The organism is Vibrio sp. 10N.261.45.E2 (genome assembly GCF_002875705.1).
Taxonomy (GTDB): domain Bacteria; phylum Pseudomonadota; class Gammaproteobacteria; order Enterobacterales; family Vibrionaceae; genus Vibrio.
In genome coordinates, this window is record NZ_MCZZ01000142.1 from 30,152 (window position 1) to 40,962 (window position 10,811).

General features: G+C 41.8%; 10 protein-coding genes and 1 pseudogene. 1 reads left to right on the forward strand and 10 read right to left on the reverse strand.

Features of this window, described 5'->3' with window-relative positions; all coding sequences use genetic code 11:
- Positions 1–10 precede the first annotated feature (10 nt).
- Positions 11–724 carry a methyltransferase domain-containing protein gene (locus tag BCT34_RS17240; protein ID WP_076657058.1) on the forward strand — a complete coding sequence of 238 codons (714 nt, stop codon included), beginning with the start codon at positions 11–13 and terminating at the stop codon, positions 722–724.
- On the opposite strand, the gene BCT34_RS17245 is transcribed toward BCT34_RS17240, so the two are convergent.
- The 10 genes and pseudogenes from BCT34_RS17245 to BCT34_RS17290 form a co-directional block, all read right to left on the reverse strand.
- Positions 721–1,956, reverse strand: coding sequence for a hypothetical protein (locus BCT34_RS17245; RefSeq protein ID WP_083702864.1), 1,236 nt, complete (start codon positions 1,954–1,956; stop codon positions 721–723). The genes BCT34_RS17240 and BCT34_RS17245 overlap by 4 nt on opposite strands.
- On the reverse strand, positions 1,956–2,504 hold the full coding sequence (locus tag BCT34_RS17250; RefSeq protein WP_102300670.1) for a sugar transferase: 549 nt from the start codon (positions 2,502–2,504) through the stop codon (positions 1,956–1,958). Before BCT34_RS17250 ends, BCT34_RS17245 begins: the two co-directional genes overlap by 1 nt.
- 110 nt (positions 2,505–2,614) lie before the next feature.
- A pseudogene (locus BCT34_RS24665) lies at positions 2,615–2,859 on the reverse strand (NAD-dependent dehydratase); the annotation flags it as partial.
- Between the two features lie 169 nt (positions 2,860–3,028).
- On the reverse strand, positions 3,029–4,438 hold the full coding sequence (gene cysN, locus BCT34_RS17260) for a sulfate adenylyltransferase subunit CysN (protein ID WP_076657060.1): 1,410 nt from the start codon (positions 4,436–4,438) through the stop codon (positions 3,029–3,031).
- Positions 4,439–4,580: 142 nt separating this feature from the next.
- The gene (locus BCT34_RS17265) at positions 4,581–5,543 is read right to left on the reverse strand and encodes an acetyltransferase (RefSeq protein ID WP_076657061.1); all 963 of its coding nucleotides are present in this window, start codon (positions 5,541–5,543) and stop codon (positions 4,581–4,583) included.
- Positions 5,543–6,190 carry an adenylyl-sulfate kinase gene (gene cysC / locus BCT34_RS17270; protein ID WP_076657062.1) on the reverse strand — a complete coding sequence of 216 codons (648 nt, stop codon included), beginning with the start codon at positions 6,188–6,190 and terminating at the stop codon, positions 5,543–5,545. Before cysC ends, BCT34_RS17265 begins: the two co-directional genes overlap by 1 nt.
- Before the next feature lie 6 nt (positions 6,191–6,196).
- Positions 6,197–7,111: a sulfate adenylyltransferase subunit CysD gene (gene cysD, locus BCT34_RS17275; protein ID WP_076657063.1), complete on the reverse strand. Its 915-nt coding sequence runs from the start codon at positions 7,109–7,111 to the stop codon at positions 6,197–6,199.
- A 17-nt stretch (positions 7,112–7,128) separates the two neighbouring features.
- Complete coding sequence (locus BCT34_RS17280) at positions 7,129–8,853, reverse strand: SLC13 family permease (RefSeq protein ID WP_076657093.1); 1,725 nt, start codon at positions 8,851–8,853, stop codon at positions 7,129–7,131.
- A 330-nt stretch (positions 8,854–9,183) separates the two neighbouring features.
- Positions 9,184–9,732 (reverse strand): sugar transferase, encoded by a 549-nt coding sequence (locus BCT34_RS17285; protein WP_102300666.1) that lies wholly within the window; start codon positions 9,730–9,732, stop codon positions 9,184–9,186.
- 114 nt (positions 9,733–9,846) lie between these two features.
- Complete coding sequence (locus BCT34_RS17290) at positions 9,847–10,791, reverse strand: SDR family oxidoreductase (RefSeq protein WP_076657065.1); 945 nt, start codon at positions 10,789–10,791, stop codon at positions 9,847–9,849.
- Positions 10,792–10,811 lie beyond the last annotated feature (20 nt).

Below are 10,811 nucleotides of genomic sequence, written 5' to 3' on the forward strand. Positions count from 1 at the left end.
GGAAACAATAGTGAACTTAATAACTACATCCACTAAAGTTGGGGATAATGCTCAACTTTCATTTAAAAAAGTGGCGCTACTAGATATCCGACGACACTCAATCCCTGAACTATGCAAAGATAAACGAGTTTTAGTGATTGGCTGTGTAGATATGATTGATATGCTCTCTATGCAAAAGTACATAGAACAAGGAGAGCATCAATTCCACAATATATCCCAAAAGGCTAGCTATACAGCTGGGCTTGATATCAATAAAAAGGGCATTAAATTACTGCAAGAAAAAGGATACCATGTTGATTATTGCGATATATTCAATGATCAAAGCAAGTACCTAGAAGAAGAGTATGATTATGTCGTTTTATCTCATGTAATAGAGCATGTGGTTGATCTAACAGGCTTCATAAAGAAAACAATGAGCATTGTAAAAACCAAAAAAGTTATCTTTGCAGTACCAAATGCATACAATATAAAACATGCGCTTCCCGCTCTATTACTACAACGAGAAAAAGTCAGTAATGACCACTATTACACTTTTACACCAATCACCTTTGTAAAACTTATCGAAGGATTGAATTTTGAAGTAAAGGAACTCTATTTTGATCAAGATAGAAGGCTGAAATCAGGTAAAAAACACCGCTTACTGGGAACATTATGGTCACTAGTAAAATCAAAGTTATTCAAACACAGTGGTGATATTATTTTAGTTGCTCAATATAAATATTAACTTTTGTTTACGCCACTCTGAAACTTATATGCAAAATAAGCAGTAAATAAAGTATAAATGGTTTTACCTCCAATCGAGGCTAACACAGCCCCCCATACTCCATAGTTAATAGTTAACACAGCGAGTAAAACAAAAACGAAAAGTGCGGACATAACTGTCGAAATGGTAATATAGCCTAATTTATTTTGGGCTATTAAAAAGCTCTCAGTCCAACCACAAAAAGCCGCAGGAATCAGAAGCAATGAGCTATAAACCAGTAATTCATGAAAAGGAACATACTCACCGCCAAATAACGTCATAATTTTTTCACTGAAAATAAAGATAATCATGACACCAAACAACATGGTAACGGCAGGAAAAACTGCACCCGCATAACATAACTTCAATACTGCTTTTGAATCTTTAAGGCTCACCGCTTTGGTAAAGCGAGGTAATAGTAATATTCTTGCACCAACAACCACAAAGAAAAAAACATTCATTAAACGAGCAATAACTCCCATCACTGCAATACTCTTATCATCTAACCAAAATGAAGAGAAAGGCAGTGCCAGATGAGTAACCGCAAGACCAAGAGACATGATAGATAGGTATGGTAATGTACTTTTGAATGTCTTATTTAACTCCGTAACTGACATTCGACTAAAGCCTATAGCACCTATTTTAATTAAATATCCTAATGCAATAACTAGCGTCACTACAACACTAAAAAGATACAATTCAATAAGAGAATATGCAGGTATAGTCAGCACTAATACAACAAACAGAAAGGGTTGTAACACAAATTGAAAAAACGCCCCTAAAGGGGCCTTATTGTGAGCTTGAAATATAGCAATTGTTAAATAAAACAACGACATTGCGTATATTTCAAATAAACCCAATCTAACAGTAAAGTCAAGCAGCCTAACTAACACCCCAAAATACAATCCAGAACAGAGCAACGAACCCAATAAGGAAAGTATAAAAACAGCAGAAATGGAACAGTATTTTTCTTTTAAGTCATCGCTGGCGGCAATATTCTTTACGAGTAATCGCCCCCCTCCCAATGTCGCTACTTGCGATAAAAAAACAAGAATGCCGAGAGAGATAAAATATCGTCCAATGAGCTCTGGTTGATATAAGCGAACCAGTAATAGGTTGACCAATAAAGCCCCGATTGCACCTGTAACCTTAAGGGAACCAAGTTGAATTCCCTGCTTAATCAATCCACTCGGCTTACTTACACCATTATTCACTAAACCCTATCTCCAGAACCCTTACCTGAAACTGTCTGTAGAATATAAATAAAATAGAGTTTTACTGAGAGCGTTTGAATCATTGTTTGATCCCATTCCGCGAGCTTTTTCGGTGTAGACATATCGATATCATTGATTTGAGCCAACCCCGTAACACCAGGCCTTACCGCCAGCACGCCTCTCGATTCTCTCTCATCGATGAGTTCTTGCTGGTTGAATAAGCATGGTCGCGGGCCAACCAGACTCATTTCGCCTTTCAGAACGTTGTATAACTGTGGTAGTTCATCCAGCTTAGTCTTATGTAAGAAACCACCCAATTTAGTCACTGAACTAGCCCCCACCAAGTGAGTTGCCACTGACTGTGTTTCTACCGGCATAGTGCGGAATTTCACTAAAGTAAATGGCTTTTTGTTACGCCCTACCCGAGTCTGAAAAAAGACGGGAGAACCGGTATCAAAATATCCGATGATGCAAATGACGAGAAATATTGGCCAAAGGAACAGTAGGCCAAAGAAAGCAAAAAAGAAATCTAACAAACGAATCAAAATGTATGCCTTATTAAAATTCAGATTGGATGAATATGGGTATGAGATAATTGGTATTAATAGAGTAGCTAAAAGCTTGGTACAAAAGAACGTCACGTGTCACTCAAAACATATCAATGTGACTTCAAGTATGCTTCTACCGTTCTTTTAATCCCCTCTTCGAAAGACACTGGAGGTTGCCACAGATTCTTTGAGCTATGTGCTGTTTATTTAAAACTGATGAACCAGCTTGTATCCAAGACATTGGAATAGGCAAAAGCCTCGGCGCCTTACCCATTGATTGAGCAATAGTCCGCATTAACTGAGTAGTCGACACATCATGATCATCAGAAGCTAAGAAGGTATAGCCAAGAGAAGCTCTACAAAGAGCTTTTCTCTTGGGGATAACGTAAAAGCAACGATGATTAAAAGATAATGATAGCCAAAGAGCAAATACTTAGCTAAAAAGAGATATAACCTTTTTGGAAACAAGCCCCCTTACCTAAGGCTAGTGGTCAAATTCAGTGTGCTACTGCTACCTTATGAAGTTACACCTTTGCGCAGCCCCACTCAGGAAAATGCTTGCGAACATAAGCATTTAGATCTTTCTCAGATTGAGAGTACACACGACTTTCTTCTGTTTTCTCACCGGATATGGAGAAAATCATACCAGCACCTACAGTCACGTTGTTGTGGCGGTCAATTACAATGAATGAGCCTGTTTGTGGTAGTGTTTGGTAAGTATCCACCGCGATCTTATCGGTCAATGTAATCTCAGACAGTGCAATCTCGTTAAGATCAAGTGTCTCACTCTCTTCAGCGTGCTGTTCAAGAGTATTGACATCGATCTTATGAGGGATGCCCGTCACTTTACCTAAGCACGATTTGGTCGCAAATTTAAATATGTACTCTTTGTGCGTACGCATTGGGTTCTCACCCATCCATACTACATTAGCATTTATTTTATTCGTAACTATAGGCTCGTGACCGTTATGCACTAGCATATCACCACGTGACACATCAATTTCATCTTCCAGAATCAACGTGATCGCTTGACCAGGATGAGCGGTACCTAGCTCACCATCAAAGGTATAAATAGACTTTACGCGTGAGCTCTTGCCTGATGGCAGCGCTGTCACCTCATCGCCCACTTGCACCAGGCCAGACGTGAGCGTGCCACAGAAACCACGGAAGTTTAGGTTGGGGCGATTCACGTATTGCACTGGAAAGCGCATGTGGTCAAGGTCTTTATCTTGGTCAATTTTAACGGTTTCAAGCAGCTTCATCAGCGTTGCACCTGGATACCAATCCATCGCTTCACTTGGTTTCACCACGTTGTCGCCGTTAAGGGCTGAAATCGGCACAAAACGTATATCATCGATGTTGAAGTTCTTCGCCATTTCACGGTAATCGGCTTTAATCTTCTTATACACATCTTGACTGTATTCCATCAAGTCCATCTTGTTAATGGCTACAATGATGTGTTTAATACCCAGCAAACTGCAAATGTAACTGTGGCGACGAGTTTGCGTTTGAATGCCGTAACGAGCATCCACCATGACAATCGCTAAATCACAGGTAGAAGCACCTGTCACCATGTTACGTGTGTACTGCTCGTGTCCTGGAGTATCAGCGATGATGAACTTACGTTTATCCGTTGAGAAATAACGGTATGCTACATCGATAGTAATGCCCTGCTCTCGCTCTGATTGCAGACCATCAACTAAAAGAGCCAAATCGAAATCGCCATCGGTGGTGTTAAACTTCTGAGAGTCTTTCTCAATCGCCACCATTTGATCTTCGTAAATCAATTTTGAATCGTAAAGCAAACGACCAATCAATGTAGATTTACCATCATCAACGTTACCACAAGTCAAAAAACGTAATAAATCTTTGTTTTCATGGACTTTAAGATACGCTTCGATGTCCGTTGCGATTAGCTCTGAGCTGTGAGACATTTCGTTCTCCTAATCTTCTTTTTCAGGCTTCAATGCCCTGTATAATTGGGTTGTCTACTCGAATGCTTTGCACTCTAGAGCATGGGAGCTTTAGCGCCACATTGCAGAAAGTAGCGGTGTACCTTCCGCAATTACATTTCATTTAATGAGCGTAATACGCTGACAACGTGTAGATGAACTTCTGCTTGTCATCTAACGTTAACGCGTTAATGCCTGCAGCTGCTTTACGACCGCCACCGGTTGGAAACGATGAGCAGATGTCATCCGCACCCACACGGTTGTTCAATGGTGCACGCACGCTCACCGTGTAATCTTGCTTGCTCGCGTTTAGCGTTAATACTGCATGCGCTAAATCAGGACTTTGATTTGCAAGCTCGTTGCCAAACACACCACTAATGCGCCTTGCCCAGGCTTCACACGGTAATTCAAACACTTCACATTGCGTGTCCGAGTGAACCGATTTGATGCTCAGCACTTGGTTACGATCTAGCTCATAACCTTTTTTCAGAGTGTGGTACGGCGAGCTCTCATCATCGAGTAGCGATAACGGGTCAACGTAGGCTGTCAATTGTTGATACAGGTCTGCCGGGTCAATGTGCAAATCATTCAGCGTTGCGCCATAACCGTTATAGTTGATCAAATTGCCCAGCTCTTTTAAGAACTCGGTTTCGGATTCGGTTAAGCTAATCTCTTGTGCTAGCTTATAGGCTGAAGCAAACAGGTTGTCACCAAACGCGGCCGCAACAGCCCATTTAGCGCACTGTCCACCTAGCCGATCATTAATCAGTAAACTGGTGCACACTTCTGCATCCAAAGTAATTAGTACCTCTAGGCTGTCTGACTGTGGGATATCGCCACTGCGGTGATGGTCGCAATAAAACACTTTCACATTATTTTGCAAAAGAGCTTCCAGTTCTGGTAGGTTTTTCTCCATGGATATATCCAGCGCCGTCACTGATTCAGCTTGGTCGATATCCACTTGCTTCAGCAGTTGAATGTCACGTTTCACGCCGGTAATCAAAGTAGACTCTTTGGGCTCTGCGAATCTAAGTTGCAACAAGGCAATGATGCCATCAGCATCACCGTTAAATACGTCATAATGCATTAAGCATGCTCCCCTAGTTGTAGATAGCCTCTCTTCTCAAGCTCAGTTACGACAAAATCCGCGCAAGCTTCAATCGATAGCTCAGCCGTATGCAGATGGATTTCAGGGTTTACCGGTGCTTGGTATTCTGAGTCGATACCTGTGAAGTGTTTAATCTCACCGGCACGTGCTTTCTTGTAGAGCCCTTTAGGGTCACGAGCTTCACACACATCTAGCGGTGTATCGACAAACACTTCAAGAAATTCGCCTTCAGTTACTAATTCACGCACTTGTTGGCGGTCAGAGAGAAATGGAGAAATAAATGCGGTTAACACAATATTACCAGCATCAACAAACAGCTTCGCCACCTCACCGATACGGCGGATGTTTTCAACGCGGTCTGTATCTGAAAAACCTAAATCTTTATTAAGGCCATGGCGCACATTATCACCATCAAGTAGGTAACTGTGATTACCTATTTGCAACAGTTTACTTTCCACTGCATTGGCGACGGTAGATTTGCCTGAGCCACTTAAACCAGTGAACCAAAGTATGACAGGCTTTTGCCCTTTTTGAGCCACACGGTCTTGATGGGTCACCGTTGAGTTATGCCACACGACATCATCACTCACGGAGTCATTGTTTTTACGTTGGTATGGAGTCGTCATAACAGTTTAGAAATACCCTTCGCGTTTCTTCTTCTCCATTGAACCAGAAGAATCATGATCAATGGCACGTCCCTGGCGTTCAGAAGTTGTGGTTAGTAGCATCTCTTGGATAATTTCTGGTAGCGTCGCGGCTTCAGACTCTACCGCACCCGTCAACGGGTAGCAGCCAAGCGTACGGAAGCGAACCATCTTCTCTTCAATCACTTCGCCTTCTTTGAGCTCCATGCGCTCATCGTCTTTCATTATGAGCATACCGTCACGCTTAATCACTGGACGCTTAGCCGCTAAATACAACCCTGGAATTTCGATGTTCTCTAGGTAAATGTACTGCCAGATATCCAGTTCAGTCCAATTTGATAGAGGGAACACACGAATGCTCTCGCCTTTATTTACCTTGCCGTTATACACATTCCATAGCTCAGGACGTTGGTTCTTTGGATCCCAGCGATGATGCTCATCGCGGAAGGAATAGACACGCTCTTTGGCGCGAGACTTTTCTTCATCACGGCGTGCGCCTCCAAATGCAGCATCAAAGCCATGCTTGTCTAGAGCTTGCTTCAAGCCTTGAGTTTTCATGATGTCAGTATGTACGGAGCTGCCATGGACAAATGGGCTGATGTCCATCTTTACCCCTTCAGGGTTTTGATACACAATCAACTTCATACTTACTTTTTCCGCCATATAGTCACGAAACTGAATCATTTCTTTAAACTTCCACGTGGTATCTACGTGCATTAATGGGAACGGAGGCGTAGCTGGCGCAAATGCTTTTTGTGCTAGGTGGAGCATCACCGAAGAATCTTTACCGACAGAATATAGCATTACCGGGTTATCAAACTCAGCGGCAACCTCACGCATAATATGAATAGACTCAGCTTCTAATTGCTTTAGATGAGTCATACGCTCTGAAGAAATATTCATTTCAAAGAAGTCCTTAATTACAATCCAATAAAGGCAGGTATTGCGGTTAACACAATCACGCCATAAAGCAGGCACATCGGTACGCCTACTTTCACAAAATCTTGCAGCTTATACTGCCCCGCATTAAACACCATCAAGTTAGTTTGGTAACCGTACGGGCTAATAAAACTGGCGCTAGCACCAAACGCTACTGCGAGTATATACGCTTGAGGGTTTGCAGATAAACTCGAAGCCAATTCGATTCCAATAGGAAGTACGAGTGCAGCCGCCGCATTGTTAGTGACCAACTCTGTCATTAACCACGCCAACAAATAAACAACAATCAAGCCAGTAAGTGGAGTAAACAAATAATCATATGAATGAACCATTGTTTCTAACCCACCCAAAGCACCACTATTCGTTAAAGCCTGAGACAAGAGCAGGGCGGAGGATATAATTAACCAAATATTTTTAGGCAAACGCTGTAGAGCCTCATTAGCCGTTAAACACCCAGACAACAAAAGTGCACCTAATAATATCAACATCACTTTAAAAAGAGACACAACACCTAACGCCGCCAACAAGATAGAACCGAGAAACCCAACAACAGTCAGCTTTTCTCTCCAACCACTTAAGCACTGATCCGTTTCAACTTCGCTCAATAAATAAAAATTCTTACGGATATTATTTCTTGAATAGTGATCGTTTCCCACTGCAAGCACTAAGTAGTCACCGGCCTCAAGCGTCACCTCACCAAGCTTGCCTGACAACGCCACTCCATCACGTTTAATCGCAACGACAGCAGCATCAAACAAAGCACGAAAACCTGAATGCTTAAGTGTTTTTCCGACCAAGTTACTTTCCGGCTTAATAACCACTTCGGAGAGGTTATCGAGAGGTAAGCCACTATTACTCGCAAACAAAGAAAGGCCATTGAACTCCCTTAGTATCGTGATCTTCTTAACGTCCCCACTAAACAATAAGCGATCATTAGGTGCAATAACCTCCTGAGGAGTCACAGGCGATATCAAGCGCCCCTCTCTCAATATTTCAACCAAAAATAACGACTCTAAATGTCGAAGACCATTTTGCTCTACAGACTTTCCGATTAGCTCTGAATCTGAAGCGACTTCAGTATCGATAATATAATCACGAATCTGAACTTGCCCCTTATCGTACTCTGGCAATAATGGGCTTAATGCAAGCAAAAGCGCCCCACAACCCACGACCAAACATAAGCCCACAACGGTAAAGTCGAAAAACTTCAAACTGGGCAAACCAGAGTCGATAACCAAACTATTAACGATTAAGTTAGTGGACGTTCCAACTAAGGTTAAGGTTCCACCCAGCATGGCAGCATAAGAAAGAGGGATAAGTAGTTTACTGGCTTTGTGGTACGGATTGTTTCGGATCGGTGCCAACATAGTGGAAACTACCGCAGTATTGTTCAATATAGCTGAAGAAAAAGTAGTTAAACTCAATAACCTGAGTAAAGTAGAGCGATAATTAGGTCCAATAACATAGTTGGTAATTACTCTTAGTAGCTTCGTTTTCTCTAATGCTACAGAGCAAATAATCAGCAGTATCAAAGTTAATAAACCTATATTTGAAAAGCTTTGGATAACCTGTTCTGTCGTAACCAGAGAGCTAGTAAAAAGCACTAACAACAATACACCAAACACTCTATCAGACTGAGATTGAAAGCGTATCAAGCCGCAGATTGTTGCAACAAACAAGCTAAGTACCTGAACAGCAGGATTCATGAACCAATCAAGCAAAACCTATGCTCCAAATAAACAAACTAAGGTATGAGAATACAAACACCAAAGAGAACAACCTATCATGGTGACGTTTAGGGTTAAGTATAGTGACATTGTAAAACAGGGAAATACAGGCGTCAGCTCACGGCTCTCGTCAACACTGAAATTAGCTAACGAACATTGGCTTTGTTACGTAAACTTATGTTTATAATTAAATAATCTACGATCTAATCAGCCACACTCACTACACGTTATAGCCCCTGCCTAAGCCTCGTCAAAATACAAAACTGATTCTAAAAAACGTCAAAGACAGGCAAGAAAGCAAGAGGCAAATTAAACGCGGTCGCCCGAGCCTTTGCCTAATACTGTTTGAATGATGTATTGGAAGTACAATTTAGTATTCAATGTGTTAATCATGCGTTGATCCCATTCCGCTAGTTTTTCCGGTGTCGACATATCGATATCATTGATTTGAGCTAACCCCGTCACACCCGGTCTTACCGCAAGTACGCCTCTTGATTCTCTCTCATCGATCAGTTGTTGTTGGTTGAACAAACATGGTCTTGGGCCAACTAAACTCATTTCACCTTTCAAAACGTTGTATAGCTGAGGGAGTTCATCTAGTTTCGTCTTACGTAGAAATCCCCCTAATTTGGTGACAGAACTAGCACCAACTAAATGAGTCGCAACAGATTTTGTTTCCACTGGCATGGTGCGGAATTTAACTAAAGTGAATGGTTTTTTGTTGCGCCCTACTCGGATCTGAAAAAAGACAGGTGAACCCGTATCAAAATAGCCGAGGATACAAATAACAACAAATACAGGCCAAAGGAACAACAAGCCAAAGAAAGCAAAAAAGAAGTCTAACAAACGGATCAAAATATGTGTCCTATCAAATTCGGATTGAAAACTTTGGGGGCGCTATAAACACCACTAATCAATAAAGAATACCTGAAGAGTTTATGAACAAGAAAGCCATAAGCTACCTAAAACGCATCAATGCGACTTAAAGTATGCTTCGACTGTTCTTTTGATCCCTTGCTCGAAGGTCACAGGAGGTTTCCAACCCAGAATATCTTTCGTCAAGCCAATTTCAACTTGGAGATTGCCACATACTCTTTGTGCAACTTGCTGTTTTTTCAACACTGAAGCACCCAGTTGTATCCAAGACATCGGGATTGGAATCAATCGCGATGATTTTCCCATAGTTTGAGCGATGATCTGCATCAATTGAGTTGTCGACACATCATTATCATCCGATACCAAGAAGGTACGCCCCGGAGCTGAAGGGTGCTCGCAACACGTCAGTATCAAATCACATAGATTATCCAAATAAACCAAACTTCTTTGGTTTTTTATCGCACCAAACGGTAACGGAATGCCTTTATCAATCAAGCGCATCATAGATAAGAAATTCGCTTTTACGCCAGGTCCGTAAACCAAAGGCGGTCTAATAATGACGATGTCTAACCCTGTATCTTTGGCAAGTTGCGCTAACTCAATCTCGGCTTCATATTTACTCAAACCATAAGGGGCTTGTGGAGTATGACTTAAATCAGGATCAAAGGGTGAGTCTAATTCACTCAATTCTCCGTTCACCTTAATCGAGCTAACAAAGACAAATCTCTTAACGCCTGCATCAGCGGCTTGTCTCGCTAGAGTTAGCGTCCCCAAAGTATTAACTTCTCGATAAGCGGCTAAAGCATCTTGCTCACTTTCATTCATTTGATGTACTCGAGCAGCACAGTGAACAACACAATCCACACCGTCAAATGCACCAGACCAATCTGTACTCGAATCAATAGAAGAAACAACCAAGCTATTAGGCTGTATTTGTGCCGCTTTTCGCACTACGGGCAAAACTTCCCACTGACACTCTTGTGCTAACTTCGCAAAGCGAGAGCCGACAAAGCCCGTACTACCAGTGACCAATAATTTCATAATACAAAAAAGCTCTAAAT

Bases quoted from the DNA above. Each gene is read 5' to 3' on its own strand.
- cysD (WP_076657063.1), bottom strand. From the start codon at position 7,111: ATGAATATTTCTTCAGAGCGTATGACTCATCTAAAGCAATTAGAAGCT.
- BCT34_RS17280 (WP_076657093.1), bottom strand. From the start codon at position 8,853: ATGAATCCTGCTGTTCAGGTACTTAGCTTGTTTGTTGCAACAATCTGC.
- cysC (WP_076657062.1), bottom strand. From the start codon at position 6,190: ATGACGACTCCATACCAACGTAAAAACAATGACTCCGTGAGTGATGAT.
- BCT34_RS17265 (WP_076657061.1), bottom strand. From the start codon at position 5,543: ATGCATTATGACGTATTTAACGGTGATGCTGATGGCATCATTGCCTTG.
- BCT34_RS17290 (WP_076657065.1), bottom strand. From the start codon at position 10,791: ATGAAATTATTGGTCACTGGTAGTACGGGCTTTGTCGGCTCTCGCTTT.
- cysN (WP_076657060.1), bottom strand. From the start codon at position 4,438: ATGTCTCACAGCTCAGAGCTAATCGCAACGGACATCGAAGCGTATCTT.